Raw genomic sequence first — 24,718 nt, forward strand, 5'->3', positions numbered from 1 at the left:
ACGGCATCCGGGATGCCGTCGCGCGGGCTCCCGCGGAGCCCGCCCGCGTCAGCGGGGGTCGATGTCCGTGTGGTCGACGCGCGAGCCGGTGGCCGGGTCGACCTGGCTCTCACGGGTCGTCGTGTAGCCCGCGGGGCGGCGACGCGTCGCCACGAAGGACAGGATGATCGCGAGCACACCCGCGGCCATGAGGATGTAGCCGAGGGTGTCGTCGCCGACGCCGGGGATGTCGATGTTGAGGGCGAAGGCGAGGATCGCGCCGAGGACGATGAGGACGATGCCGAGTCCGATGTACATGGCGGCGAACCTACCCGCGCGGCCCTCCTGACGGAGGTTTCGTGACGGGCGGTGTTCCCGGCGTCAGAACCCGCCGCCGCCGTCCATCCCGCCAAAGCCACCCATGGGGCCGGGGGGCGGGTTCCGCCCCGGGTCGCCGGAGTGGTCGAGGCCGTCGCCCGGACCCCGGCGGGCAATGACGGCGGAGATCCCGGCGACGAGGACGACGAACCCGATGACCCACCACCACATGACGGCCTCCCGGTGGCCCGCCCGCGGGTGCCGCGGGGCTCCGGCCAGTGTCCTCCCCCCGGGGCTCCGGCGTCCATGGTCCGGTCGGGTCACGCCACCCCGGGGTCGGGTGCCCACCTGGCTGCTCCGGCGACCACCTCGGCACCCGACGCCCGTCAGACGAAGCTGCCGGGGTTGAGGATGCCGTGCGGGTCGAGCGCCGCCTTGACCCGGCGGTTGAGCTCCATGACGTCGGGCCCGAGCTGGGCCTCCAGCGATCCCGCCTTGAGCCGGCCCACCCCGTGCTCGCCGGTGATCGTGCCACCGAGCGCGATCGCCGCCGCCATGACCTCGTCGAACGCGAGCCGGGCCCGGCGCTCGGACTCGTCGTCGCCCGGGGTGTAGATGATCGCGGGGTGGGTGTTGCCGTCACCGGCGTGCGCGACCATGGGGATCTGCACGCCGTGTCGCTGCGCGATCCCCTCGACGGCGGCGAGCAGCTCGGGCAGCCGGGGCACGGGCACGCCGACGTCCTCGGGGAGCACGGCGCCGCGGGCCTCGAGCGCCGTGAAGTGCAGCCGCCGCGCCTGCACGAACATCTCGCCCTCCTCGGGGTCCTCGGTGGCGAAGACCTCCTTGGCGCCCGAGACCTCGCAGGCGGCGACGGCCACCGCCACCTCCTCGGCGCGGGCGGCGCCGGGGGCGTCGCACTGGATGAGGAGCAGCGCGCCGGCATCCCGGTCCAGGCCCATCGGCCGGAAGTCCTCGACCGAGTTGACCGACGCCTGGTCCATGAGCTCGACCATCGACGCACGCAGGGTGCGCCCGAGCTCGATGACGGCGGCGGCCGCGGCGGCGACGGAGGGGAAGGTCGCGACGACGGTGGCGGGCGGCGGCGGGGCGGGCACGAGCCGCAGCGTCGCCCGCGTCACGACGCCGAGGGTGCCCTCGGAGCCGACGAAGAGCTTGAGCAGCGACAGGCCCGCGACGTCCTTGACGTAGCTGCCGCCGAGGGTGACGAGCGTGCCGTCGGCGAGCACGACGTCGAGCCCGAGCACGTAGTCGGTCGTGACGCCGTACTTGACGCAGCACAGCCCGCCCGCGTTCGTCGCGATGTTGCCGCCGATCGAGCAGATCTCGTACGAGCTCGGGTCCGGCGGGTACCAGAGGCCGTACTCGGAGGCCGCCCGCTTGACGTCCACGTTGAGCGCGCCGGGCTCGACGACGGCGACCCGGGCGGCGGTGTCGATCTCGACCGCCCGCATCCGCTCGGTCGACAGCACGATGGCACCGTCGACGGCGAGTGCGCCGCCGGACAGCCCCGACCCGGCACCACGCGGCACGACGGGGATGCCGTGCCGGCTCGCCCAGCGCAGCACCTCCTGCACGTGGCCGGCGGTCTCGGCACGGACCGCGGCGAGGGGGGTGCCGGCGCGGGCGTCGTGCGTCCAGTCGAAGCGGTACTTCTCGAGGGCGTCCGGCGCGGTGGCGACCACCCCGTCGGGCAGGGCGTCGACGAGCTCGGCGACCGCATCAACGGCAGCGGCGGCAGCGGCGGCATCCACGGCATCCATCCTTCCAGCCTCGCAGAGTCGGGTGCTCAGGCGGTTGTCCCGGCGACCGTCTGAGCACCCGACTCCGGGGCTGTGGAGAACTTCACGGAGGGTCGGCCCACGCGGAGCAGACTCCCGGCCGTGGACAGGACATGGCAGGAGGCGGCCGAGAACCGGTGCGGCGTGCTCTCGGAGGCGACCCTGCGCGAGCTCAAGGTCACCCGGGGCTTCGTCCGCAACCAGGTGAGGGCGGGTCGCTGGACCGAACGCACCCACTCCGTCTACACGACGACGACCGGGCCCCCGTCTCGTGAGCAGCTGCTGTGGATCGCCCTCGAACACGCCGGGCCAGACGCCCTGCTCGGTGGCCTGACGGCAGCGGAGGCCCACGGCTTGCGCAACTGGTCGCGCGAGGAGGTGACGGTCGTCGTCGACCATGCCCTGTCCTTCGACCCGATCGACGGCGTGCGCTTCTTCCGCACCCGCCGGGACCTGGCCGCCCTGCGTCATCCCGGCAGGACGCTTCGCACCTGCCGCATCGAGCCGGCCGTGCTCATCTTCGCCGGCGACGAGGCGTCGCAGCGCACGGCGATGGGAGCCATCGCGGCCACGGTCCAGCAACGGCTCACGACGCCCGAGCGGCTCCTCGCATGGACTCGAGCACTCCGGCCGCTTCGCCGAGCCGCTGACATCCGCGGCCTGCTCGCAGACCTGTCGGGGGGTTCGCAGTCCCTCGCCGAGGTGGACGTCCTGCGGACGTGCCGGTCGTGGGGGATCGTCCCACCATGTCGGCAGAAGCGGCGCACGGACAGGAGCGGTCGGTTTCGCTACACGGACTGCGAGTGGGACCTCCCTGACGGGAGGGTCCTCGTGCTGGAGATCGACGGGGCGTTCCACCTCGACGTCGAGAGCTACAGCGAGGACGTCCGGCGGCAGCGGCGTCTGACCACGCCGACCCGGGTCATCGTGCGCTGCACGGCGCAGGAGGTGCGCCACGAGCCACTGGAGCTCCTCTCGGACCTCGTGGCCCTCGGGGTGCCGAGAGCAGCCTGAGTCGGGTGCTCAGGTGGCTGTCTCGGCGCCGTCTGAGCACCCGACCCGAGCGGTGGGGGTCAGAGGCGGCGGTCCGCGAGCACGGGGAACGAGTCGCGGTAGGCGGTCGTCGCCTCGAGGTCGACCTCGACCGACAGCACGCGCTCCCCCGCACGGGCCGGGTCCGCCGAGCCGTCGTCCGCCGGGGCCGGAGCCTCGACGAGCACCTCGCCGGCGGCGGTCACCACCTGGCTGTGCCCACCCATCTCGTACCCCGCGTGGGTCCCCGCCGTGTTGCACTGCACGAGGACGCACTGGTTCTCGACCGCCCGCGCCCGGCCGAGCAGCGTCCAGTGCGCCACCCGGGCGGCCGGCCAGGCGGCCGGGACGACGAACAGCTCCGCCCCGGCATCCAGCTGGCGCCGGTACAGCTCGGGGAAGCGCAGGTCGTAGCACGTCGACAGCCCGACCTGCACGGTGCCACCCCCACCGTCGGGGATGCCGGTCACGACCACCTCGTCGCCCGCCTCCATGAGTGCCGGCTCACCGGCCCCGAAGCCGAAGCGGTGGATCTTGCGGTAGCTCGCGAGGAGCCGGCCGTCGGCGCCGAGGAGCAGCGACGTGTTCGCGAGGTCGTTGCCGTCGGCGCCGGCCTCGGGCAGGCGCTCGACGAACGAGCCGGCGTGCATAGTCACGCCGGCGGACCGCGCGGCATCCGCCATCGCCCGCGCCCACGGGCCGTCGAGCGGCTGGGCGCGCTCGGCCCACCTGCCGTAGTCGAAACCGGTCGCGCCCCACAGCTCGGGGAGGACGACGAGGTCGTGCCCCGACAGGCCGGCCACGAGGGCGGTGACCCGGTCGACCCGGGCCTCGAACGACTCGTCGTCGCCGTAGGCGAGCTGGACCACCGCGATGCGCATGCCGTTCATCCTGCCGTGAGTGCGGAAGTGGTCGCCAGGGCAACCACGTGTGCACTCACCGCGGGGACGGGGAAGGCGGTTCAGCCGAGGCGCTCGGCCTCGTGGCGCAGCCGCGCGAGGTGCTCGTTGTAGGCGCGCAGCTCGGCGTCGCCGTCGCGGTCGGCCTGGCGGTCCTTGCGCCGGGTCTCCAGCGCGTCGCGGCGGTACCACTGCACCGCGACGACGACGGCGAGCACGAGGGTCGGCGCCTCCCCGACGCCCCAGGCGATCTCGCCGGCGCGGTGCTGGTCGGCGAGCGGGTCGGGACCCCACGGCAGGTTGAGCTGGGTGAAGAAGTCGGCGGCGAGGAGGTCCTCGCTGCCGGTGAGGGCCACCCCGAAGAAGGCGTGGAACGAGATCGTCGCGAAGAGGATGACGAGCAGCATGAGCGGGTTCCACCGCTGGACGCCGGGGTCGATGCCGATGAGCACCCACGTGAACAGGTACCCGGTGAGCAGGAAGTGGGCCATCATGAGCAGGTGGCCCGTGTGGGTCGTCAGCGACAGCTCGAACAGGCCGGTCCAGTAGAACGCCGCGAGGCTGAAGAAGAACAGCGCCGCCGCGACGACCGGGTTCGCGAGCGCCCGCATCGCCCGGGAGTGCACGACCTGCAGCAGCAGCTCGCGCGGCCCCCACGTCTTGTCGGGGCGGGCCTTGAGCGCCCGCAGCGCGAGGGTCACCGGTGCCCCTGGCACGAGCAGCAGCGGCACGAGCATCGCGACGACCATGTGCATCACCATGTGCACGCTGAACAGCACGCGCCCCCAGATGCCGGGCGCCCCGCACGTCGCCCACACGAACAGGGCCCAGCCGAGCACCCAGCACACGGTGCGGGCGAGCGGCCACCGGTCGCCGCGCCGCACGAGCCGCACGACGCCGGCGAGGTACAGGCCCACGGCGAGCACGGCGGTGGCGAGGAAGAGCCAGTCGAGCCGCCACGCGGTGAGCCAGTCGGCGGCCGCCATCGGTCCCGGGTCGGGGAAGCCGGTGAGCTCGAGGACGCGGCTCGGGGCGGGCAGCGCGTCGGGCACGGGTGGGACGCTGCGCGCGAGCACCGCGGCCAGCCCGGTCGCGGCACCCATGACGGCGATCTCCACGACCGCGAGGCGTGCGAAGGCGGCGCCGTCCCCGGGCCGCTCGGTGAGCCGGGTGGCGATCGAGCGTCGGTGCAGCCAGCCGAGCACCCCGAGGGCGACGAGCGCGAGGGTCTTGAGCGCGACGACCGTGCCGTACGCCGTCGTCAGCCCGTCGACCGAGCCGACCCGGATCCAGGCCTGCTGGATGCCGGTCACGCTCACCGCGGCGAAACACCAGGCCGCGACCGTCGAGTAGCGCGACACCGTGGCGCCGAGGTCGTCCCCGAGGGTGGGCCGCACGACGACGAGGGCGATGAGGCCGCCGGTCCAGACGACGACCCCGAGCAGGTGGACGGCGAGCGCGTTGACGGCGTCCTCGTGGCTCGCCGAGCCGGCGGCGTGCCCGGTGAGGGCGAGGACGACGACGGCTGCGAGCGTGGACGCGGCGAGCCAGGCCATCGGCGCCCGCCGGGTCGTGAGCCGCGCGCACGCCGCGACGACGACGGCGACGAGCGCGCTGATGAGGAGCACCCGCGTCGTCTCGAGGGTCCACACGAACGACACGAGCTGGCTGACGAGGTCCGGGCTCGTGAGCGGCGTCCCGGCGAGGTCGGCGAAGGTGAGGGCCACCTCGAGCAGCGCGGCGACCGCCCACACCGTGGCGGCGGTCGCGGCGTACCGGGTGGCCGTCACCCGGCGCGAGGTGCGGGTGCGCTCGGGCACGAGGAACGCGGCGAGGCCGAGCAGCCCGACCGTCGCGCTCGCGGCCAGCGTGCTCACCGTCGAGACGACCGGCACACCCCAGCGCACGAGGGGGCCGGGGTCGGCGAGCTCGAGCGGGGCCGCGGCGCCGGTGAGGGCGGCCGCGACGACGGCGGCCAGCAGGCCCGCGGCGACGGCGAGCCCGAGGGGTCGCGCCAACCCCGCGGAGCGCGCGGCCGACGTCGTCTGCGGGGTGGCCATGCCCCACAGCGTAGGTACTGTGGCGCTATGCCCGTGCACCCCCCGGCCCCCAGCGACCTGGGCGAGCTCGTCGACGCGTACGCCCGCACCGTGCAGAACGTCATCGACCTCGGGCGCACGATGCGCCCCGACGACGCCACGCGCCCCACCGACTGCCCCGGCTGGACGGTCCTCGACCAGGTGGCGCACGTCGCGAGCACCGAGGCGATGGTCGCCGGCGAGCCCGTGCCGGACCTCGACGTGAGCGGACACGCCCACGTGCGGCACGAGTTCGGGGCCCGGATGGAGAAGTACGTGGAGTCCCGTCGCGGGCGCAGCCTCGAGGAGGTGCTCGACGAGCTCGAGGAGCGGCTCGACGAGCGCCTGCGGGTCTACCGCTCGGGGACGGAGTGGGCGTCGACCCCGGTTGACGGCCCCTTCGGCCGCACCACGCTCGGCGACCTCCTCGGGGTGCGGGTCTTCGACATCTGGATGCACGAGCAGGACATCCGCGAGGCGCTCGACCGCCCCGGCGACCTCGACTCGAGCGCCGCGGCGCACACCGTGTCCCGGCTGTTCGCCGCCCTCCCACGCATCATCGCCCGCGACGCCGCCATCGAGCCCGGCAACGCCGTCGTGCTCGACCTCACCGGGCCGACGACCGGCCGGGCCGGCGCGCGGGTCGAGGAGCAGGACGGTCGTGCGGTCGGCATCCCCCTCTTCACCGGCGGGGCCGACGAGCACCCGGACGTCGTCACGACCTCGCTCACGATGTCGACCCGTGTCGCGACCCGGCTCGCCGGCGGCCGACGGGCCCCGGAGGACCTCCACGTCGTCGTCCACGGCGACGAGGACGTCGCGCGGCGGGTGCTCGCCGCCCTGGTCATCACCCCCTGATGGCGACGTTCTCGACGTCGAGCCGGTCCACGGCGACGGTGACCGCGGAGGTCGGCGAGGTGTGGGCCGTGCTCACCGACCCCGACCTGCTCGCCCGCTTCACCCCGTTCCTGCACTCGGTGACCGAGCACGGCGAGCACTGGGTGTGGCAGCTCTCCCGGATCCCGGTGCTCGGCGCGAACTTCTCCTTCACCTTCCGCGAGCGGATGGACTTCGACGAGCCGCACCGCATCGACTTCACGCACGACCCGGCCCCCGACAGCGACGAGAGCGCGGGCGTCGCCGGCTGGTACGCCCTCGCCCCGCACCCCCGCGGCACCCACCTCGAGACGGCGATGACGATCACCGTCGAGCTGCCCTTCCCCGGCGTGCTGCGCCCGGCGGTGACGACGGCGATGAAGGGGGTCGTCGGCCTCATGGGCCAGCGCTTCTCGCACAACCTCCTGCACCACCTCGGGGCCCACACGACCTGACCGAGCCGCGCCGGATGCCGGAATGCCGCGCCGGCGGATATGGTTGTATGCCGCAAGCAACTTTCGTGAGGAGTTCCCCGGCATGCCGCCCAGCCCCACCCCGTCGACCCCGACGGCCGTCCTCGGTGACGACCTCGTCCGGGTCGTCAAGCTGCTCCACCACGTGCGGCAGCAGGCGCCGCGACGGCATCCGCAGGTCGACCCGATGGCCTACCCGCTCCTGTTCAACCTCGTCGCCGGACCGCGGCGGGTCTCCGCGCTCGCCGAGGCGATCCATTCCGACGTGTCGACGGTGAGCCGGCAGGTGAGCCTGCTCGTCGACCTCGGGTTCGTCACCCGCGGGCCGGACCCCGACGACGGTCGGGCCCAGGCGCTCACCCTCACCGACGAGGGGCAGGCCCTCCTCCACGGCATCCGTGACGACCGCGACCGCTGGCTGCGGGGCCTGCTCGCCGACTGGGACGACGACGACGTCGTGGCGTTCTCGCGGCACCTGCGCCACTTCGCCGCCGACCTCGAGGCCTCGCTCTCCACGCCCACCCGAAGGACCGACCGATGACCGAACCCGTCGCCACCTGGTCGGCGGACTCGCCGACCGGGCCGCTCTCGCACCGCCAGATCGTCACGATCCTCGTCGGGCTCATGATGGGCATGTTCCTCGCCGCCCTCGACCAGACGATCGTCGCGACGGCGATCCGCACCATCGCCGACGACCTCAAGGGCCTGAACCACCAGGCGTGGGCCACGACGGCCTACCTCATCACCTCGACCATCGTCACCCCGCTCTACGGCAAGCTCGGGGACATCTACGGGCGCAAGAAGCTCTTCGTCATCGCCATCTCGATCTTCGTCGTCGGCTCGGTGCTGTGCACGTTCGCGACCTCGATGGGCACCCTCGCCCTCTACCGCGCGGTCCAGGGCCTCGGCGCCGGGGGCCTGTTCTCGCTCGCGCTGGCGATCATCGGCGACATCGTGCCCCCGCGGGAGCGCGCGAAGTACCAGGGCTACTTCCTCGCCGTCTTCGGGACCGCGTCGGTCCTCGGCCCGGTCATCGGGGGCTTCTTCGCGGGCCAGGAGACCATCCTCGGCATCGACGGCTGGCGCTGGGTCTTCCTCGTCAACGTGCCGATCGGCATCCTCGCCCTCGCCGTCGTCTCGAGGACGCTGCACCTGCGACACACCCGCCTCGACCACCGGATCGACTGGCTGGGGGCCGCACTGCTCTCCGTCGCCCTCGTCCCGCTCCTCCTCGTCGCCGAGCAGGGCCGCGAGTGGGGCTGGACCGCCGTGTCGTCCACGACCTGCTACGTCGTCGGGGTGCTCGGCACGGTCGGCTTCTTCTGGCAGGAGTGGCGGATGAAGGAGGAGGCGATCCTCCCGCTCGCGATGTTCCGCAACAGGACGGTGGGGGTCGCCTCCGTCGCCTCGGTGCTCATCGGCGTCGCCATGTTCGGCGGGCTGGCCGCGCTCCCGCTCTACCTGCAGATCGTCAAGGGCGCGACCCCGACCGAGGCGGGGCTGCTGCTCCTGCCGATGACCCTCGGCATCATGGTGGGCTCGGTCTTCTCGGGCCAGGTCATCTCCCGCACCGGGCGCTACCGGATGTTCCCGGTCATCGGGTCGGGCCTGCTCGCCGTGTCGCTCTTCGTCTTCCACTACGTCGCGTACGACACCCCGTTGTGGCAGACGATGGTCGTCATGGTCTTCTTCGGCCTGGGCCTCGGCTTCAACTTCCAGCCGCTCACGCTCGCCGTGCAGAACGCCGTGCCACCCCAGCAGATCGGGGTCGCCACCTCGACGGCGACCTTCACCCGCCAGATCGGTGGGGCGCTCGGTACGGCGGTGTTCCTGTCGATCCTGTTCTCGACGGCCTCCGACCGGATCACCTCGGCGCTCACCGCGGCGGTGCCGACCCCGTCGTTCCAGGCCGCCCTCGCCGACCCCGCGAACGCCGAGGCCGCGGCGGCGCTGCAGGCCGCCCAGGAGAGCGGCGCGGGCGTGGCCGGCGGCGTGCTCGAGGACAGCTCGTTCCTCACCGGCCTCGACGAACGGCTCGCGCAGCCGTTCCTCGTCGGCTTCTCGGAGTCGATGGACCTCGTCTTCCTCGTCGGGTCCGCCGTCATGGTCGTCGGCTTCCTCGTCATGCTCCTGCTCCCCCACGTGGAGCTGCGCAAGAGCTCGGGCTACGGGGAGCGCACGACCGACGAGGCCGACGCCGACACCGAGGCCCCGGTGACCGCCCACCCCTGAGGGCCCACACCGGGCGTTGGGTGCTGCGGTGGTCGCTGCAACGACCGCTCCAGCACCCAACTCCGGCGACTCGGGGGAAGGAGGCGGGCCCGAGACCGTCGAGATCGAGGAGCAGGGCACGGACCTGCGACGACGTCACGCGGGCGCGGATGCCGGTCCGGGTGGGGGCCAGGTGAAGAGCGCTTCCCCGGCCGCGACCCGTGAGCCGGTGCGCTCGCTCGTCACCGCGCCGGCCCGGGTGTCGAGCACGCAGACCATGACGAGGGGGCTCAGGCCCCGGGCGGCCACGTCGGTGGGGTCCCAGCGGGTGACGGGCTGGCCGGCATCCACGACGGCCTGCACCTCGACGAGCGGCTCGAAGCCGGCGCCCCCGAGCCGCACGGTGTCGATCCCCAGGTGCACGAGGAGGCCCGTGCCCTCGGGGGTGCGGACGACGAACGCGTGCGGGTGCAGCGTGACGACCGTGCCGGCCACCGGCGAGACGGCCTCGCCCGGCCCGCCGGTCGGCTCGACGGCGACCCCTGCCCCGACCATCTCAGCGGAGAAGACGGGGTCGGGAACCTCGGCGAGGGGGCGCACGAGGCCGGCGACGGGCGCGAGCACCACGCTCACATGAGGTCCTCGATGTCCTCCGCGAGGTTGTCGGCCTCGGGGCCGACGACGACCTGCACGACCGACCCGGCGCGGATGACGCCGTGGGCGCCGGCAGCCCTCAGGGCGGCCTCGTCGACGAGGCCGGCGTCGGTGACCTCGGTGCGCAGCCGGGTGATGCAGGGCTCGATCTCGACGATGTTCGCGGCGCCGCCGAGGGCGGCGAGGATCTGCTCTGCCTTGCTGCTCATCAGGGGGCCTTTCGACGGGAGTTGACGGGTGCTCGAGCGGGGTGCATCCTCGCTGGGGCGAACTGGACCGTACCAGTCAGGACCACCAGTGCCGAGAGGGGAGCGCCACCGTGCCGAGCATGCCGCCCCCGGCGCCCCACCGCATCACCGACGGGGCCGAGCCGACCGTGCCGACCGTGCCGAGCCGGCCCCGCCGGGAGCCCCACCGCATCACCGACGGGGTCGAGCCGAAGCACGTGCAGCTGCGCTCGGTCCTCGCGACGATGGCCGCCACCGAGCTCCTCCCCGACTCCGCCATCCCGTCCGAGCGCGAGCTCATGGAGCGCTTCGCCGTGTCGCGCGCCACCGTCCGCCGCGCCATCGAGGCGCTCATCGGCGACGGCGTGCTGCAGCGCGTCCAGGGCAAGGGGACCTTCGTCGCGCCGCCCCGGGTGCGCTCGCACCTCCACCTCGCGTCGTTCACCCGGGACATGCGGCGACGGGGCCTGTCGCCGTCGACCCGCGTCGTGCGCGTCGAGGCGGCCGCGCCACCCGACGACGTGGCCCGATGGTTCGGCCTCGCCCCCGGCGCACCTGCCTGGCGGGTCGAGCGGGTGCGGCTGGCCGCCGGCGAGCCGATGGCCTTCGAGAGGGGGTGGTACTCCCCCGAGCTGCTCCCCGGCCTCGACCGGCACGACCTCGCCGCATCCCTCCACGAGCTGTTCGCGCGGGAATACTCCCGGCCCGTCGACTCGGCCGAGCAGTCGGTGCGCGCCGAGGTCGCCGACGCCGCCCTGGCCCACCACCTCGAGGTGCGCGTCGGTGACCCGATCCTCGCCGTCGACCGCTCGAGCCGCAGCGAGGGAGCCCCGCTCGAGCGGGTGCTCAGCCACTACCGCGGCGACCGCTACGAGCTGTACCTCTCCCTGGGCGACACCGTGCCCGGGAACCCGCAGCACCACCCCCGAGGAGGGAACCACCGATGAGCACCGCGGACGTCACCGCCGGGGAGGCCGCGAGGAAGCGGATCAACCTGGCCCCGGTCCAGAGGTTCGGGCGCAGCCTCATGCTCCCCATCGCGGCACTCCCGGTCGCGGCGCTCATGCTGCGCCTCGGCCAGCCGGACCTGCTCGGGGCCGAGGGCCTCGGCTGGGACACCGTCGCCGCCGTCGTCGGTGCGGGCGGCAACGCCCTCTTCGCGAACCTGCCGCTCCTGTTCGCCGTCGGCGTGGCCATCGGCATGGCGAGGAAGGCCGACGGCTCCACCGCGCTCGCCGCCGTCGTCGGCTACCTCGTCTTCAAGGGGGTCGGCGACGCGGTGTCGCCCTTCGTGCTGCCGCCCCCCAAGCCGGGCGAGGAGCAGGAGCTCATCAACTACGGCGTGCTCGGCGGCATCCTCTGTGGGTTCATCGCGGCCCGGCTCTGGGAGCGCTACTACCGGATCTCGCTCCCGCCGTACCTCGCGTTCTTCGGCGGCCGCCGCTTCGTGCCGATCGTCACCGGCTTCGCCACGCTCGTGCTCGCGGTGCTGCTCAGCATCATCTACCCCGCCTTCGACGCGGGCCTGACGCACCTGGGTGAGTGGGTCGCCGCGAACTCGATCATCGGCGGCTTCGTCTACGGCACGGCCAACCGGCTCCTCATCCCCCTCGGCCTGCACCACATCCTCAACTCGGTGCCGTGGTTCCTCATCGGCGAGTACGTCCCTCCGGCCGGCGGCGAGGCGGTGCAGGGCGACATCGCACGGTTCCTCGCGGGCGACCCCACCGCCGGCGCCTTCATGACCGGGTTCTTCCCCATCATGATGTTCGCCCTCCCGGCGGCGGCGCTCGCGATCTACCAGGAGGCCCGGCCGCGCGCGAAGAAGGCGGTCGGGGGGCTCATGGCGTCGGCCGCGCTCACCGCCTTCCTCACCGGCGTCACCGAGCCGCTCGAGTTCGCCTTCATGTTCGTCGCCTGGCCGCTCTACGTCCTCCACGCGGTGCTCACCGGAACGTCGATGGCCCTGGCCAACGCACTGGGCGCCAAGGACGGGTTCGGCTTCAGCGCAGGGTTGTTCGACTTCGTCCTCAACTGGAACATCGCGACCCGGCCGGGGCTGCTCATCGTCATGGGGCTGGGCTACGCCGCCGTCTACTACGTGCTCTTCCGCGTCGTCATCCGCCGGTGGAACCTGCGCACCCCCGGGCGCGAGGACGAGGAGGCTGACGAACTGTGATCCTCACCGCCGACCGCGTCGCCCTCCCCGCCGGGCTCGTCGGGCCCGGGTGGGCGGCGACGTCCGGCGACCGGGTCACCGGCGCCGGCGCGGGGATGCCGTCCGCACCGGCCGACCGCCACCTCACCGGCCTGCTCGTCCCCGGCTTCGTCGACCAGCACTGCCACGGCGGTGGGGGCGCCTCGTTCACCACCGGCGACCGCGCCGAGGCGGAGCGGGTCATCGCGACCCACCGTGCCCACGGCACGACGACGATGGTCGCGAGCCTCGTCACCGACACCGAGGAGCGCCTCGTCGCGTCGCTGCGCGCCCTGGCCCCGCTCGTGCGCACCGGCGAGCTGGCCGGGCTCCACCTCGAGGGTCCGTGGCTGAGTCCCGGCCGGTGCGGCGCCCACGACCCGACGCTGCTCCGCGTGCCCGAGCCCGCCGCGGTCGCCCGCCTGCTCGATGCCGGCGAGGATGCCGTGCGGATGGTCACGCTCGCCACCGAGCTCGACCACGGGCTCGACGCCGTGGCCCTGCTGGCCGGGCGGGAGGTGGTCGTGGCGCTCGGGCACACCGACGCGACGTACGCCGACACCCTCGCCGCGATCGGGGCCGGCGTCACCGTCGCCACCCACCTGTTCAACACGATGCCCCCGGTGCACCACAGGGAACCGGGCCCGGTGCTCGCGCTCACCGCCGACGAGCGCGTCGTCGTCGAGCTCGTCGCCGACGGCATCCACCTCCACCCCGAGGTGCTGCGCCGGGCCGCCGCGTCGGCGCCGGGCCGGTTCGCGCTCGTCACCGACGCGATGGCCGCCGCGGGCGCGGGGGACGGCGACCACGTCCTCGGGCCCTCGGTGGTCCGGGTGCGCGACGGCGTCGCCCGGCTCGTCTCGAACGGCGCCATCGCGGGCAGCACGCTCACGATGGACCGGGCCCTGCGGTACGCGGTGACGGTGGCCGGGGTCCCCCTGGAGGCGGCCGTCGAGGCCGCGACGGCGACACCGGCACGCGTGCTCGGCATCCCGGACGTCGGCGCCCTCGAGGCCGGCCGGCGGGCCGACCTCGTCCACCTCGACGACGACCTCGAGGTGGTCGCCGTCATGCGCGCGGGCGCGTGGCTGGAGGTCAGCTGACCGGGACGTGCTCCTCGGCGCCCGCCACCTCGGCCCGCTCGAGGTGCCGGCGCCGCGCCGCGATGAGCGCGAGGGCGAGGCCGCCGGAGACGACCGGCACGGCATACGCCGGCTGTGCCCCCCAGGCCTCGATCGCCCAGCCGGCGACGGCGGACCCCGCCGAGATGCCGATGAGGATGCCGGTGATCGCGATCGCCATCCCCTCGGTGACGAGAGCCTTCGGCACGAGGCGCTGGGCGAGCGACAGGCTCGTGATGAGCATCGGCGCGGTCGCCGAGCCCGCGACGAACATGACGACGGCGAGCGGCCAGAGCCCGTCGACGAGCAGGGCCGGGACCTCGAGGACGAACATGGCCGCCGCGGCCAGGACGAGCCGGCGGGTCAGGGTGGAGCGCATGACCCGGCTGCCGAAGACGATGCCGGCGAGCGTCGAGCCGAGCGCGAAGGCGCCGAGGATGACGCTCGAGAACCCGGTGGACCCCTGCTCCTTGGCGTACGCCACGGCGATGACCTCGTTGGCGCCGAAGATGACGCCGGTCATGACGAGGGCGGTCGCCACGAGCAGCAGCCCGGGCCGGCGCACGGCGAGCCCCGCCGGCCGCTCGGCGTGCGGCACGACGGGCGGTTCGGTGGCGCGTGCAGCGAGGAAGGTGAGCATGCCGACGGTGAAGAACAGCTCCGCGATGAGCAGGCCCGCCTCGGGGAACCACAGCGTCGAGACGAGCACGGCGAGCACGGGCCCGAGCACGAACGACGCCTCGTCGGCGACCTGCTCGAAGGACATCGCCGTGTGCAGCCGGTCGGGGTCGTCGCGGTAGATGTGGGCCCACCGGGCGCGGGACATCGGGCCTGGCTCGGGAAGCACCGCCGACAGGCCGTAGAAGAGGAAGAGACTCCACGCCGGGGCGTCGCGCCACGACAGCGCGGCCACCGTGACGCCGCACAGCGCCGAGAACAGCACGAACGGGAGGGCGATGCGGCGCTGGCCGTGCTTGTCGACGAGGCGGCCGAGCACCGGGCCGGCGACGGCGAGCACCGCGAGACCGACCGCCGAGACGGCCCCGGCGAGGCCGAAGGACCCTCGACGCTCGCTGACCATGACGATGACGGCGACGCCGAACATCGCCCCGCCGGTGCGCGACAGCGAGGTGCCGGCGATGAAGCGGGTGGCGCCGGGGACGCGGAAGAGGGGTGCGTAGGCGGACAGCATCACCGGAAGGCGGACTCGCCGGTGAGGGCCTGGCCGATGACGAGGGTGTGCATCTCGACCGTGCCCTCGTAGGTGAGCACCGACTCGAGGTTGTTGGCGTGCCGCATCACGGGGTACTCACCGCTCACGCCGTTGGCGCCGAGGATCGTGCGCGCGGTGCGGCAGATCTCGAGGGCCTTCGTGATGTTGTTGTACTTGCCGACCGACACCTGCTCGGGGCGCAGGCCCACGGTGTCCTTGCGACGGCCGAGGTGCAGGGCGAGCAGCTGGCCGAGCTGCAGCTCGGTCGCCATGCTCGCGAGCTTGGCCTGGGTCAGCTGGAAGCCGGCGATGGGACGGCCGAACTGGATGCGCTCCATCGAGTAGCGACGGGCTGCCTCGAGCGAGGACCGCGCGGCGCCGAGCGAACCCCAGACGATGCCGTAGCGGGCCTCCGACAGGCAGGCGAGCGGGCCCTTGAGGCCCGTGACGTCCGGCAGCACGGCATCCGCGGGGAGCCGGAGGCCCTCGAAGGTGAGCTCGGAGGTGACCGACGCGCGCAGGGACATCTTGTGGGTGAGCTTGTGCGCGGCGAATCCCGGTGTGTCGGTGGGCACGACGAATCCACGGATGCCGCCGTTCTCCTCACCGGCGTTCGCCCAGACGACGGCGACGTCGGCGATCGAGCCGTTCGTGATCCACATCTTCGACCCGTTGAGCACCCAGTCGTCGCCGTCCTTGCGGGCGCGCGTGCGCATCGAGCCGGGGTCGGAGCCATGGTCGGGTTCGGTGAGGCCGAAGCAGCCGATCGCCTCGCCGGTGGCCATCCGCGGCAGCCACTGCTGCTTGTGCTCCTCGGTGCCGAAGCGCCAGATCGCGAACATGGCGAGGCTGCCCTGGACCGAGACGAGCGAGCGGATGCCGGAGTCGCTCGCCTCGAGCTCGAGGCAGGCCAGCCCGTAGTCGACCGCCGACATCCCGGCGCAGCCGTAGCCGTGGAGGTGCATGCCGAGCAGGCCGACCCTGCCGAACTCACGGGCGAGCTCGCGGGCAGGCAGGTCGCCCTCCTCGTACCACTGCATGACGTGCGGGTCGACGACGTCGGCGCAGACCTGGCGGGTCGCCGCCCGGATCGCCTTCTCCTCGTCGGTGAGCAGGCTGTCGACGTCGACGAGGTCGAGGGGGTCGGAGGGTCGCTTCGGCATCGACGAGGTGGCGCTCATGCCTCCATCATGACGGGTGCCGCGACCGACCGCGACCACGGATTCCGTAGGCGTCGGCAGCCGCGGGCATCCGGATCCGCGCCGACCGCTCGCGCTGAGTGCGGAAGTGGTCGCTGGGGGCAGCCACGTGCCCGCTCGTGCCGAGCGGGCGGGCCGGAAGGCCAGCGGGGGTTGGGGCCCGGAAGTCAGGGGCGGGCCGAGGCGGCGCCGAGGAGCGCGGCCAGCCCGAGCGCGCTGCGCGGGTCGTAGGCCGCCCGCCACAGCCCGCCGTGGGCCGCGGCGTAGGCCTCGTCCTGCCACGGGTGCTCGTGGGCGGGCGACCCGGCGACGAGGTCGTGGACGAGCAGGGCCGCCATGAGCGTGTTCGCCGTGCCCGGCTCGAAGACCTCGACGCCGAAGCGGTGGGCCCCGGCGTACGCCGCGGCGAGCGCGCGGTTCTTGACGACCGAGCGGGTGCGGGTGGGCGGGGCGATCTTGAACGACACCGTCGCCCCCTGGGCCCGGGCCGACGTGGCCCGCCAGCGCTGGATCCGCTTGGCGAGGAGGTAGTTCGGGCCCTGCTGGAGGACGACGGAGTCGTTGATGCCGGGGTCCTCGCCGGGCCGGTAGTTGCGGCGCAGCAGGCGACCCCCGGACAGCGTGCGCAGTGGGCCGCGCAGCATTTTCGAGGTGCGCCGCTCGGCGTAGGAGCGGGTCGAGGCGTCGACGGCCTCACCGGGGACGGCGAACACGTCGGTGGGGGTGGCGAGGAAGGACAGGGCCGAGTCGGGGCGGGCGAGGCGCACGATGCGGGTCATGGCGTCGACGGCGGTGCTGACCCGCACGTTCATCGCCCCGTCGGCGTAGACGTAGTTGCCGACGACGAGCGACCCGGGCAGCCCGCAGACCCAGCCGGTGGCCGTCGGGAGGTCGTGGACGAGGTCGACCCCGGCGCGCTCGGCCAGCGGCGAGGAACCGGGTGAGGCCGGCACGAGGAGCCGGCCGGCGAACCCGGCGGTGTCGTCGAGCAGCCGGGTCCACAGCTCGGGGCGCGGCAGGTCGACGGCCGCGACGGTGGCGCCCCAGCGCAGGAGCGAGCGCAACGGCCCCATCTCGGCTGCCGCGCCGAGCACGACGACGGTGCGCCCCTCGAGCCGCAGCCAGTCGGGGTTGTCGATGACGGCGCCCACGGCGTCGCGCAGGCTCGGCTCGACGACGCCGTCGGCGACCCAGGCGTCGAGGCGACGGCGCAGGTCGTCGCCGGCGAGGCGGGAACCCCGGTAGGGCACCGTGAGTGCGGTGTCGGGTTCGCCGGCGCCGCCGAGGCTCTCGGTGGCCAGGCTGTCCGCGGGGCTGCCGACGACCCCGCCGAGCGCGGCGTCGAGGCCGCACTCGGCACCGTCGGGGTCGCGCCAGCGCATCCGGGCGTGCACTGCGGCGAGCCCGGCGTCCGCGATCGCCACGGCATCCTCGGGTCGGGCCAGGCCGGCCTCGACGAGCCGGCGGAAGTGGGTGAGGTAGCCGCTGCGCCAGTTCGTCTCCCGCTTGGCCGCAGCTGCGCCGACGGGGTCGACCCGCCGCAGGGCCTCGGCGACGACGGCACGACCGGTGGCACTGGTCGAACGCCGGCCGTCGACCTCGGGGAAGACGACACCCAGCGGCTCGTCGCGCGTCGCCACCGCTCAGCCCCAGACGAGGCCGCGGGCCGGGTCGGCGAGGATGGCGGCGACGTCGGCGAGGTATCGGCTCCCGAGCTCACCGTCGACGAGGCGGTGGTCGAAGCTCAGCGCGAGCGTCGTGACCCACCGCGGCTCGATCGACTCGGCGCCGTCGGGCCCGGTGACGACCCACGGGCGGCGGTCGATCGCGCCGAAGGCCATGATCGCCGACTCCCCCGGGTTGAGGATGGGCGTGCCGGCGTCGACGCCGAAGACCCCGACGTTCGTGATCGTGATCGTGCCGCCCGCCATGTCGGCGGGCTGGGTGCGACCCTCGCGGGCCGTCGCGGTGAGGGCGCCGATGGCCTCGGCGAGCTCGTGCATCGTCATCCGGTCGGCGTCCTTGACGTTCGGGACGACGAGACCTCGAGGGGTGGCCGCGGCGATGCCGAGGTTGACGTAGTGCTTGAGCACGATCTCCTGGGCCGCCTCGTCCCAGCTGGCGTTGACCCCGGGGTTGCGGCGCACCGCGACGCACATCGCCCTGGCGAGCACGAGGAGCGGCGTGACCTTGACGTCGCGGAACTCCCTGTCCTTCTTGAGCCGGTCGACGAGGTCCATCGTCGCGGTGACGTCGACGGTGACCCACTCGGTGACGTGCGGCGCCGTGAACGCGCTGCCGACCATCGCCTGGGCGGTCATCTTGCGCACGCCCTTGATCGGGACCCGGCTCTCGCGCTCACCGCCGGCCGGCCACGAGGCGGCGCCGACCGGCATCCCCCCGCCGGATGCCGTGGCGCCCGCGGCGCTCGACGGCCCACCTCCCGCGGCCGCGGCCTCGACGTCGGCCCGGGTGACGACCCCGCCGTCGCCGGTGGGGGTGACCGAGGCGAGGTCGACGCCGAGGTCCTTGGCGAGCTTGCGGACGGGCGGCTTGGCGAGGGCGCGCACCCGGGCGCCGGTGAGCGGCACGCCCTCGGCTCCCGACTCGAGCGGCTCGAGTGGTTCGAGTGGTTCGATCGCGACGTCGCCGCCTCCCTTCCCGGACAGCCCCGGGCCCTCGAGCTTCTCCGGCCGGGACGACGTGCGGGGGCGGCGCTTGGCCTCGGTCTGCCTGACCCCGTAGCCGACGAGCACCGCGGTGCGGCCCGTGGAGGTCGTGCCGCCGATGAGCCCCTCGGCGATCGCCTCCGATGCCGGGGCCCCGGCAGGTGCGGAGGCGCCTGTGGGAGGCGAGGCGGGCGCGGAAGCCGGCGCGACGGCATCCGGCGTGGCCGTGCCGGACGAACCCCCACCGTCCGGGGGAACGCTGGTCGGGGACAGGGGGGGCTCATCGGGTGACCCGATGAAGCTGGGGTCGTCGATCGTGATGATGACGGTGCCGACCTCGACGGTGTCACCCTCGGCGGCGTGCAGCGCCGCGACGGTGCCGGCGAACGGCACGGGCAGCTCGACGAGCGACTTGGCCGTCTCGACCTCGACGACGACGTCGTTGACCCTGACCGTGTCGCCGACCGCCACGTGCCACGTGACGAGCTCGGCCTCGGTCAGGCCCTCACCCGGGTCAGGGAGCTTGAACTCACGAAGAGCCATGTGCCAGAACCCTTTCAGTAGGCGAGGGAGCGGTCGACGGCGTCGAGCACCCGGTCGAGGTCGGGGAGGAACTCCTCCTCGATGCGGCTCGGCGGGTAGGGCACGTCGTAACCGCCGACGCGGAGCACCGGCGCCTCGAGGTGGTAGAACGCGCGCTCGGTCACGAGGGCCGAGATCTCCGCGCCGAGGCCGAGGAAGGTCGAGGCCTCGTGGACGACGACGACCCGCCCGGTCCGCCTCGCCGAGGCGAGGATGACGTCCTCGTCGAGGGGGGAGAGCGAGCGCAGGTCGATGACCTCGAGCGAGCGCCCCTCCTCCTCGGCGGCCTGGGCGGCCTGTAGGCAGGTCTTGACCATCGGGCCGTAGGCGAGCAGCGTGACGTCGGTGCCCTCGCGGAGCACCCGGGCCGACCCGAGCGGGCCCTCGGGGGCGTCGCCCACCTCGCCCTTGTCCCAGTAGCGGCGCTTCGGCTCGTAGAAGACGACGGGGTCGTCGGTCTCGATCGCCTGCCGGATCATCCAGTGCGCGTCGTGCGGGTTGGAGCAGGCGACGACGCGCAGGCCGGCGGTGTGCGCGAAGTAGGCCTCGTTGGACTCGCTGTGGTGCTCGACCGCCCCGATGCCGCCGCCGAACGGGATGCGGATGACGATCGGCATCGCGACGTAGCCGAGCGAGCGGGCCCGCAGCTTGGCGACCTGGCTCACGATGTGGTCGAACGCCGGGTACACGAAGCCGTCGAACTGGATCTCGACGACTGGGCGGTAGCCGCGCAGGGCCATGCCGATCGCCGTGCCGAGGATGCCGGCCTCGGCGAGCGGGGTGTCGATGACCCGCTCCTCGCCGAAGTCCTTCTGCAGGCCCTCGGTGACCCGGAAGACACCGCCGAGCTTGCCGATGTCCTCACCGAGGAGGACGACCTTGGGGTCGCGCTCCATGGCGGCCCGCAGGCCGCTCGTGATGCCCTTCGCGAGGGTCGTCGTCGGGGCGCTCACCGCTGGGCCTCCTCGAAGGACGCCTGGTAGGCCTCGAACTCGGCCCGCTCCCGCTCGATGAGGGGGTGCCGCTCGGCGTAGACGTGGTCGAACATGTCGGTCCCCGGGGGGTCGGGCATCTCGAGGCAGCGACGGCGCACCGAGGTGCCGAGCTCCTCGGCCTCCGCCTCGACGGCCTCGACGAAGTCGGCGTCGGCGCGGCCGGTCGTCGTGAGCCAGCGCTTGAAGCGCTCGATGGGGTCGCGGTGCTTCCACACCTCGACCTCGGCGCTCACGCGGTACTTCGTCGGGTCGTCGGACGTCGTGTGCGCGCCCATCCGGTACGTGTAGGCCTCGATGAACGTCGGGCCCTGACCGGTGCGCGCGGCGTCGAGGGCCGCCTTGGTGACGGCGTAGACGGCGAGCACGTCGTTGCCGTCGACCCGGATGCCGGGAAAGCCGAAGCCGCGGGCGCGGTGCCACAGCGGGGCGCGGGTCTGCTTCTCGTTGGGCTCGGAGATGGCCCACTGGTTGTTCTGGCAGAAGAAGACGACGGGGCTGTTGTTGACGCCCGCGAAGACGAGGGCCTCGGAGACGTCGCCCTGGCTCGTGGCACCGTCGCCGAAGTAGGCGATGACGGCGGTGTCGCGGTCGTCGTCGCCGGTGCCGACGTTGCCGTCGCGCTGGACGCCCATGGCGTACCCCGTGGCGTGCAGCGTCTGGGCGCCGATGATGATCGTGTAGAGGTGGAAGTTCTTCTCGTTCGGGTCCCAGCCGCCGTGGTTGACGCCCCGGAACATGCCGAGGAGGTTGACCGGGTCGACGCCCCGGCACCACGCGACGCCGTGCTCGCGGTAGGTCGGGAAGGCGTAGTCCTGGGGGCGCAGCGCTCGCCCGGAGCCCACCTGGGCGGCCTCCTGGCCGAGCAGGCTGGCCCAGAGGCCGAGCTCACCCTGGCGCTGGAGCGCGGTGGCCTCGGCGTCGAAGCGGCGGATGAGCACGAGGTCGCGGTAGAACCCGCGCAGCTCCTCGTCGGTCAGCGCCTCGACGGCGGCGTCGTGCTCGGGATGGGACACGCGCTCACCCTCGGGGTTGAGCAGCTGCACCATCTCCGGGCCGCCGTCCTGGGCGGGGCGGTCGGGGGCCTCGGCGCGGCTGACGTGGTGGTCCACGCCGAACGCCGTCTCGAGCGGGGCGACGTCGTTGTCGCTCACGGGGCACTCCTTCTCCGGGCTCCCGTGGTGACGGGATGCCGCGTCGGTGCCGGCCGTGCGCGGTGGAGGTGCCCGCCCCGCGCGGCCGACAGGGGTCGTGGTGACCGCGGTGCTGGGTGTGGCGGCGGTCACTGCCGATGTCGGGACCACCGTACCGGTGGGAGCGCGACTTCCACCAAGCCGGACGTGCTGCCGGTGTCAGGCGTACGCCAGCTCGCCCGGGGTGAGGACGCGCAGCCACTGGCCGCGGTACCCGTCGACGCGAACCTCGACGCGGCCGCTCGGGTCGAGCGGCTGGTCGTCGCGCCCGTCGAGGACGTCGCGCAGCACCGTGCCCTCGGGGACCGTCCCGAGGTCGAGGGTGACGAGCGCGTCGTCGGCACCGAGGTTGTGGATCGCGAGCAGGCGCCAGTCCTCGCACCGGCAGACGTGGGCGAGCACGGCGGGCACGTCGTGGTCGAGCACCTCGACGTCGGACCACCCGATCTGCGGCATCTGCCGGTAGCGGCGGATGAGGGTGCGCACGAACGACCAGAGCGAGCCGGGGTCCTGGCGCTGGTCGGCGGCGTTGACGTGCTCCGGGCCCCACAGCCCGGCGGGCTGCGGGCGGGTGAGCCGGCGCCTCGGTGCGGTGGAGAAGCCGCCGTTCGCACCGGCATCCCACTGCATCGGGGTGCGGACGGCGAGGCGCCCCTCGACGTCGAGGTTCTCGCCGAGCCCGATCTCCTCGCCGTAGAAGAGCGTCGGGGTGCCGGGCAGGGAGAACATGAGCGAGTAGACGAGTCGGATGCGGCGCTGGTCGCCGCCGAGCATCGTCGGCAGCCGTCGACGCAGCCCACGGCCGTACAGCTGCATGCCCGGGTCGGGCCCGAACGCGGCGAACACCTCCTTGCGCTCCGCGATGCTCAGCTTGTCGAGGGTGAGCTCGTCGTGGTTGCGCACGAAGTTGGCCCACTGGCTCGTGACGTCGAGCGGGGGGCGCTCGCGCAGCGCGGAGGTGAGCGGACCGGCATCCCCGCGGGCGAGGGAGAGGTAGAGGCGCTGCATGCCGTTGAAGTCGAACTGCATGTTGAGGCCGTCGCCGTCCGCGCCGCCGAAGAACTCCTTCTGCTGCGGGTAGGGGAGGTTGACCTCGCCGAGCAGGGCGGCGTCGCCGAGGCGGCGGGTCACGAAGTCGCGGACGTCCTTGAGGTAGCGCTGCGGGTCGAAGCCCCCGGGCTCGGAGCCGGGGTAGGTGTCCTCGGCGAAGAGGAACGGCACGGCGTCGATCCGGAAGCCGGAGACGCCGAGCTCGAGCCAGAAGCCGAGGGTGCGCGCGATCTCCTCCTGGACGGCCGGGTTGGCGACGTTGAGGTCGGGCTGGGTCTTGTAGAAGTGGTGGAGGTAGTACTCGCCGGTCTTGTCGTCGAGCTCCCAGATGCTGTCCTCCTGGTCGGGGAAGACGACCTCGGCCTTGCTCGTGCGGGGCTTCGTCGGCGACCACACGTAGTGCCGGCGGTAGGGGTCGTCGACGCTGCGTCGGGCGCTCCGGAACCACGGGTGACGGTCGGAGGTGTGGTTCATGACGAAGTCGACGATGACCCGGATGCCGCGGCTGCGGGCCGTGCGGACGAGCTCGACGAAGTCGCCGAGGGTGCCCAGGCGCGGGTCGACCCCGAAGAAGTCGGTGATGTCGTAGCCGTCGTCGCGCCCGGCGGTCGGGTAGAAGGGCATGAGCCACAGGCAGGTCACCCCGAGGTCGGCGAGGTACTCGAGCCGCTCGGTCATGCCGCGCAGGTCGCCGATGCCGTCGCCGTCGGAGTCCTGGAAGGTCTCGACGTCGGCGCAGTAGAAGACGGCCGACTTCCACCACACGTCACCGGTCTGGGAGAGCCTCATCGGCTCGCTCCCAGCTGGGGCAGGACGTGCTCGCCGAAGGTGTCGATGAAGGCCTCCTGCTGCTTGCCGACGAAGTGCAGGTAGACCTCCTCCCAGCCCTGCTCGAGGTACTCGTGGAGCCAGGCGGCGTGCCGGGCCGGGTCGCTCGAGACGTTGACGACGTCCGCGACCTGCTCCGGGGTGACCGTGCGCGCCATCGTGTCGAAGGCCTCGACGGTCTCGGTGTCCCACGAGACGGGCGGCCCGTGGACGTTGCTGCGCCACTGGTCGTGGGCGATGGCCAGAGCCTCGTCGTCGGTCGCGGCCCAGCTGAGGTGGACCTGGAGGCGGGCGGGGCCACGGCCACCGGCGCCGCGGTAGGCGTCGAGAACCTGGCGAAGGGTGTCGAGCGGCTGGTTGACCGTGACGAGGCCGTCGGCCCACGCCGCGTGCCGTGCGGCGGTCGCCGGAGTGACAGCCGGCCCGATGAGGGGTGGGACGGCATCCGGGAGGGACCACAGACGACCGCGGTTGACGGTGACGAGGCCGTCGTGGCTGACCTCTTCACCCGTGAGGAGCCGGCGGATGACGTCGACGCACTCGACGAGGCGCGCGTCGCGGACCTCCTTGCGGGGCCAGGGGTCGCCGGTGACGCGCTCGTTGCTCGCCTCGCCGGAACCCAGCGCCGCCCAGAAGCGGCCGGGGAACATGCTCGCGAGGGTGGCGATGGCCTGAGCGGTGATGGCGGGGTGGTAGCGCTGGCCGGGGGCCGTGACGACGCCGAACGGCAGGCTCGTCGTCGCGAGGGCGGCGCCGAGGAAGGACCAGGCGAAACCCGACTCGCCCTGGCGCTGCGACCACGGCGACAGGTGGTCGCTCGACATGGCCGCCGTGAAGCCCGCCTGCTCGGCGTGCTGGACGTCGCGGAGCAGGCGCGCGGGGGCGACCTGCTCGTGGGAGCAGTGGAATCCGATGACCGTCATGCGGACCCACGCAACCCGAGATGCCCGCCCGGGTCAAGTCGCGGACCTGCGGGAACGCGCGACGATGCCTGCGCAAGGGGTGTCGCCGGGGTGTCCGGCTCGGCGGGTTGCCAGCCCCAGCCGGTCAGTGGGGGCGCGGTGGAGCGGTAGGTGTGCCCGGTGGGGGTGATGACCTCAAGCTCGCGCGGGTGTCCCGGGGACA

At 73.4% G+C, this 24,718-nt stretch carries 23 protein-coding genes; 8 read left to right on the plus strand and 15 right to left on the minus strand.

The window, feature by feature from the left end; all coding sequences use genetic code 11:
* Positions 1-48: 48 nt before the first annotated feature.
* The 3 genes from ABD899_RS15465 to ABD899_RS15475 form a co-directional block, all read right to left on the minus strand.
* Positions 49-297 (minus strand): DUF6458 family protein, encoded by a 249-nt coding sequence (locus ABD899_RS15465; RefSeq protein WP_345207612.1) that lies wholly within the window; start codon positions 295-297, stop codon positions 49-51.
* Between the two features lie 63 nt (positions 298-360).
* A complete protein-coding gene (locus ABD899_RS15470) occupies positions 361-528 on the minus strand; it encodes a hypothetical protein (protein WP_345207614.1) in 168 nt (55 codons plus the stop codon).
* Between the two features lie 155 nt (positions 529-683).
* The gene (locus tag ABD899_RS15475) at positions 684-2,081 is read right to left on the minus strand and encodes an FAD-binding oxidoreductase (protein ID WP_425474981.1); all 1,398 of its coding nucleotides are present in this window, start codon (positions 2,079-2,081) and stop codon (positions 684-686) included.
* A 120-nt stretch (positions 2,082-2,201) separates the two neighbouring features.
* Here ABD899_RS15475 and ABD899_RS15480 point away from each other — a divergent pair, with 120 nt between their 5' ends.
* The gene (locus ABD899_RS15480; RefSeq protein WP_345207618.1) at positions 2,202-3,113 is read left to right on the plus strand and encodes a hypothetical protein; all 912 of its coding nucleotides are present in this window, start codon (positions 2,202-2,204) and stop codon (positions 3,111-3,113) included.
* A 59-nt stretch (positions 3,114-3,172) separates the two neighbouring features.
* On the opposite strand, the gene ABD899_RS15485 is transcribed toward ABD899_RS15480, so the two are convergent.
* The gene (locus tag ABD899_RS15485) at positions 3,173-4,012 is read right to left on the minus strand and encodes a nitrilase-related carbon-nitrogen hydrolase (RefSeq protein WP_345207620.1); all 840 of its coding nucleotides are present in this window, start codon (positions 4,010-4,012) and stop codon (positions 3,173-3,175) included.
* An 80-nt stretch (positions 4,013-4,092) separates the two neighbouring features.
* On the minus strand, positions 4,093-6,090 hold the full coding sequence (locus ABD899_RS15490) for a bifunctional copper resistance protein CopD/cytochrome c oxidase assembly protein (protein WP_345207622.1): 1,998 nt from the start codon (positions 6,088-6,090) through the stop codon (positions 4,093-4,095).
* A 27-nt stretch (positions 6,091-6,117) separates the two neighbouring features.
* On the opposite strand from ABD899_RS15490, the gene ABD899_RS15495 reads away from it, so the two are divergent.
* The 4 genes from ABD899_RS15495 (at position 6,118) to ABD899_RS15510 (ending at position 9,689) form a co-directional block, all read left to right on the plus strand.
* The gene (locus ABD899_RS15495; protein WP_345207624.1) at positions 6,118-6,966 is read left to right on the plus strand and encodes a maleylpyruvate isomerase family mycothiol-dependent enzyme; all 849 of its coding nucleotides are present in this window, start codon (positions 6,118-6,120) and stop codon (positions 6,964-6,966) included.
* A complete protein-coding gene (locus tag ABD899_RS15500) occupies positions 6,966-7,439 on the plus strand; it encodes an SRPBCC family protein (protein WP_345207626.1) in 474 nt (157 codons plus the stop codon). Before ABD899_RS15495 ends, ABD899_RS15500 begins: the two co-directional genes overlap by 1 nt.
* Before the next feature lie 82 nt (positions 7,440-7,521).
* On the plus strand, positions 7,522-7,998 hold the full coding sequence (locus ABD899_RS15505) for a MarR family winged helix-turn-helix transcriptional regulator (RefSeq protein ID WP_345207628.1): 477 nt from the start codon (positions 7,522-7,524) through the stop codon (positions 7,996-7,998).
* The gene (locus ABD899_RS15510; protein WP_345207630.1) at positions 7,995-9,689 is read left to right on the plus strand and encodes an MDR family MFS transporter; all 1,695 of its coding nucleotides are present in this window, start codon (positions 7,995-7,997) and stop codon (positions 9,687-9,689) included. The genes ABD899_RS15505 and ABD899_RS15510 overlap by 4 nt, the downstream gene beginning before the upstream one ends.
* 135 nt (positions 9,690-9,824) lie before the next feature.
* Here ABD899_RS15510 and ABD899_RS15515 read toward each other — a convergent pair whose 3' ends face one another.
* Together ABD899_RS15515 and ABD899_RS15520 are read right to left on the minus strand one after the other, a co-directional pair.
* The gene (locus tag ABD899_RS15515; protein ID WP_345207632.1) at positions 9,825-10,301 is read right to left on the minus strand and encodes a PTS sugar transporter subunit IIA; all 477 of its coding nucleotides are present in this window, start codon (positions 10,299-10,301) and stop codon (positions 9,825-9,827) included.
* Positions 10,298-10,531, minus strand: a complete 234-nt coding sequence (locus ABD899_RS15520; RefSeq protein ID WP_345207634.1) for a PTS sugar transporter subunit IIB — start codon at positions 10,529-10,531, stop codon at positions 10,298-10,300. The genes ABD899_RS15515 and ABD899_RS15520 overlap by 4 nt, the downstream gene beginning before the upstream one ends.
* A gap of 119 nt (positions 10,532-10,650) precedes the next feature.
* Between ABD899_RS15520 and ABD899_RS15525 the strand changes: the two genes are divergently transcribed.
* From ABD899_RS15525 to nagA, 3 genes are read left to right on the plus strand one after another with little or no spacing between them, the layout of a single operon-like run.
* Positions 10,651-11,496 carry a GntR family transcriptional regulator gene (locus ABD899_RS15525; RefSeq protein WP_345207635.1) on the plus strand — a complete coding sequence of 282 codons (846 nt, stop codon included), beginning with the start codon at positions 10,651-10,653 and terminating at the stop codon, positions 11,494-11,496.
* Entirely contained in the window at positions 11,493-12,728 is a 1,236-nt protein-coding gene (locus ABD899_RS15530) for a PTS transporter subunit EIIC (RefSeq protein WP_345207637.1), read from the plus strand. Before ABD899_RS15525 ends, ABD899_RS15530 begins: the two co-directional genes overlap by 4 nt.
* On the plus strand, positions 12,725-13,849 hold the full coding sequence (nagA, locus tag ABD899_RS15535; protein WP_345207639.1) for an N-acetylglucosamine-6-phosphate deacetylase: 1,125 nt from the start codon (positions 12,725-12,727) through the stop codon (positions 13,847-13,849). The genes ABD899_RS15530 and nagA overlap by 4 nt, the downstream gene beginning before the upstream one ends.
* On the opposite strand, the gene ABD899_RS15540 is transcribed toward nagA, so the two are convergent.
* From ABD899_RS15540 to ABD899_RS15575, 8 genes are all read right to left on the minus strand, one after another.
* A complete protein-coding gene (locus ABD899_RS15540) occupies positions 13,842-15,059 on the minus strand; it encodes an MFS transporter (protein WP_345207641.1) in 1,218 nt (405 codons plus the stop codon). The genes nagA and ABD899_RS15540 overlap by 8 nt on opposite strands.
* On the minus strand, positions 15,059-16,261 hold the full coding sequence (locus ABD899_RS15545) for an acyl-CoA dehydrogenase family protein (RefSeq protein ID WP_345207643.1): 1,203 nt from the start codon (positions 16,259-16,261) through the stop codon (positions 15,059-15,061). Before ABD899_RS15545 ends, ABD899_RS15540 begins: the two co-directional genes overlap by 1 nt.
* A gap of 185 nt (positions 16,262-16,446) precedes the next feature.
* A complete protein-coding gene (locus ABD899_RS15550) occupies positions 16,447-17,919 on the minus strand; it encodes a Rossmann-fold NAD(P)-binding domain-containing protein (RefSeq protein WP_345207645.1) in 1,473 nt (490 codons plus the stop codon).
* Between the two features lie 3 nt (positions 17,920-17,922).
* On the minus strand, positions 17,923-19,491 hold the full coding sequence (locus ABD899_RS15555) for a dihydrolipoamide acetyltransferase family protein (protein WP_345207647.1): 1,569 nt from the start codon (positions 19,489-19,491) through the stop codon (positions 17,923-17,925).
* 14 nt (positions 19,492-19,505) lie between these two features.
* Positions 19,506-20,483, minus strand: a complete 978-nt coding sequence (locus ABD899_RS15560) for an alpha-ketoacid dehydrogenase subunit beta (protein ID WP_345207649.1) — start codon at positions 20,481-20,483, stop codon at positions 19,506-19,508.
* On the minus strand, positions 20,480-21,676 hold the full coding sequence (gene pdhA, locus ABD899_RS15565) for a pyruvate dehydrogenase (acetyl-transferring) E1 component subunit alpha (protein ID WP_425474982.1): 1,197 nt from the start codon (positions 21,674-21,676) through the stop codon (positions 20,480-20,482). The genes ABD899_RS15560 and pdhA overlap by 4 nt, the downstream gene beginning before the upstream one ends.
* A 198-nt stretch (positions 21,677-21,874) precedes the next feature.
* Positions 21,875-23,554 carry an alpha-amylase family protein gene (locus ABD899_RS15570; RefSeq protein WP_345207650.1) on the minus strand — a complete coding sequence of 560 codons (1,680 nt, stop codon included), beginning with the start codon at positions 23,552-23,554 and terminating at the stop codon, positions 21,875-21,877.
* Positions 23,551-24,516: a TIGR03885 family FMN-dependent LLM class oxidoreductase gene (locus ABD899_RS15575; RefSeq protein ID WP_345207652.1), complete on the minus strand. Its 966-nt coding sequence runs from the start codon at positions 24,514-24,516 to the stop codon at positions 23,551-23,553. Before ABD899_RS15575 ends, ABD899_RS15570 begins: the two co-directional genes overlap by 4 nt.
* Between the last annotated feature and the right edge of the window lie 202 nt (positions 24,517-24,718).

The sequence above is a fragment of the Fodinibacter luteus genome, from assembly GCF_039541575.1.
Classification (GTDB): Bacteria; Actinomycetota; Actinomycetes; order Actinomycetales; family Dermatophilaceae; genus Fodinibacter; species Fodinibacter luteus.

What these genes read in the sequence shown, in the direction of transcription:
- ABD899_RS15465 (WP_345207612.1), bottom strand. Translation starts at nt 297, where the DNA reads ATGTACATCGGACTCGGCATCGTCCTCATCGTCCTCGGCGCGATCCTC.
- ABD899_RS15525 (WP_345207635.1), top strand. Translation starts at nt 10,651, where the DNA reads ATGCCGCCCCCGGCGCCCCACCGCATCACCGACGGGGCCGAGCCGACC.
- ABD899_RS15575 (WP_345207652.1), bottom strand. Translation starts at nt 24,516, where the DNA reads ATGACGGTCATCGGATTCCACTGCTCCCACGAGCAGGTCGCCCCCGCG.
- ABD899_RS15520 (WP_345207634.1), bottom strand. Translation starts at nt 10,531, where the DNA reads ATGAGCAGCAAGGCAGAGCAGATCCTCGCCGCCCTCGGCGGCGCCGCG.
- ABD899_RS15495 (WP_345207624.1), top strand. Translation starts at nt 6,118, where the DNA reads ATGCCCGTGCACCCCCCGGCCCCCAGCGACCTGGGCGAGCTCGTCGAC.
- ABD899_RS15500 (WP_345207626.1), top strand. Translation starts at nt 6,966, where the DNA reads ATGGCGACGTTCTCGACGTCGAGCCGGTCCACGGCGACGGTGACCGCG.
- ABD899_RS15505 (WP_345207628.1), top strand. Translation starts at nt 7,522, where the DNA reads ATGCCGCCCAGCCCCACCCCGTCGACCCCGACGGCCGTCCTCGGTGAC.
- ABD899_RS15555 (WP_345207647.1), bottom strand. Translation starts at nt 19,491, where the DNA reads ATGGCTCTTCGTGAGTTCAAGCTCCCTGACCCGGGTGAGGGCCTGACC.
- ABD899_RS15530 (WP_345207637.1), top strand. Translation starts at nt 11,493, where the DNA reads ATGAGCACCGCGGACGTCACCGCCGGGGAGGCCGCGAGGAAGCGGATC.
- ABD899_RS15510 (WP_345207630.1), top strand. Translation starts at nt 7,995, where the DNA reads ATGACCGAACCCGTCGCCACCTGGTCGGCGGACTCGCCGACCGGGCCG.
- ABD899_RS15485 (WP_345207620.1), bottom strand. Translation starts at nt 4,012, where the DNA reads ATGCGCATCGCGGTGGTCCAGCTCGCCTACGGCGACGACGAGTCGTTC.
- ABD899_RS15545 (WP_345207643.1), bottom strand. Translation starts at nt 16,261, where the DNA reads ATGAGCGCCACCTCGTCGATGCCGAAGCGACCCTCCGACCCCCTCGAC.
- ABD899_RS15470 (WP_345207614.1), bottom strand. Translation starts at nt 528, where the DNA reads ATGTGGTGGTGGGTCATCGGGTTCGTCGTCCTCGTCGCCGGGATCTCC.
- ABD899_RS15540 (WP_345207641.1), bottom strand. Translation starts at nt 15,059, where the DNA reads ATGCTGTCCGCCTACGCACCCCTCTTCCGCGTCCCCGGCGCCACCCGC.
- ABD899_RS15475 (WP_425474981.1), bottom strand. Translation starts at nt 2,081, where the DNA reads ATGGATGCCGTGGATGCCGCCGCTGCCGCCGCTGCCGTTGATGCGGTC.
- ABD899_RS15490 (WP_345207622.1), bottom strand. Translation starts at nt 6,090, where the DNA reads ATGGCCACCCCGCAGACGACGTCGGCCGCGCGCTCCGCGGGGTTGGCG.
- ABD899_RS15570 (WP_345207650.1), bottom strand. Translation starts at nt 23,554, where the DNA reads ATGAGGCTCTCCCAGACCGGTGACGTGTGGTGGAAGTCGGCCGTCTTC.